Source organism: Reichenbachiella sp. MALMAid0571 (genome assembly GCF_040151475.1).
Taxonomy (GTDB): domain Bacteria; phylum Bacteroidota; class Bacteroidia; order Cytophagales; family Cyclobacteriaceae; genus CAXBNB01.
Genome location: NZ_JBDKWG010000059.1, coordinates 1 through 384, shown reverse-complemented (window position 1 = coordinate 384; position 384 = coordinate 1). Strand labels below are relative to the sequence as shown.

General features: G+C 45.8%; 1 pseudogene. It reads right to left on the bottom strand.

From position 1 onward, the window contains the following. Window positions 1-384, bottom strand: a pseudogene (locus AAOP42_RS00845) (hypothetical protein); the annotation flags it as partial.

The window sequence follows — 384 nt, the reverse complement described above, 5'->3', positions numbered from 1 at the left end:
GAATTGCTGCCACAACCTGTGCCTGTATAAGTAATCACTGCAGTACCTGAAAAATTACTATCCCAATTAACCAAACCGGAACTGTTTATTGTTCCTGCACCCGAAGTGATAGACCAGGTGCCCGTTCCGTTTGATACGCTTGCATTGTAGTCCGTATCTGCAGAGTTCCTGCACAAACTACTCGTGCCTGTTATCGCTGTGGTGGTCACATAAGGGGTCACGGTCACGTTTTTTGTCTGTACTGAATTGCTGCCACAACCTGTGCCTGTATAAGTAATCACTGCAGTACCTGAAAAATTACTATCCCAATTAACCAAACCGGAACTGTTTATTGTTCCTGCACCCGAAGTGATAGACCAGGTGCCCGTTCCGTTTGATACGCTT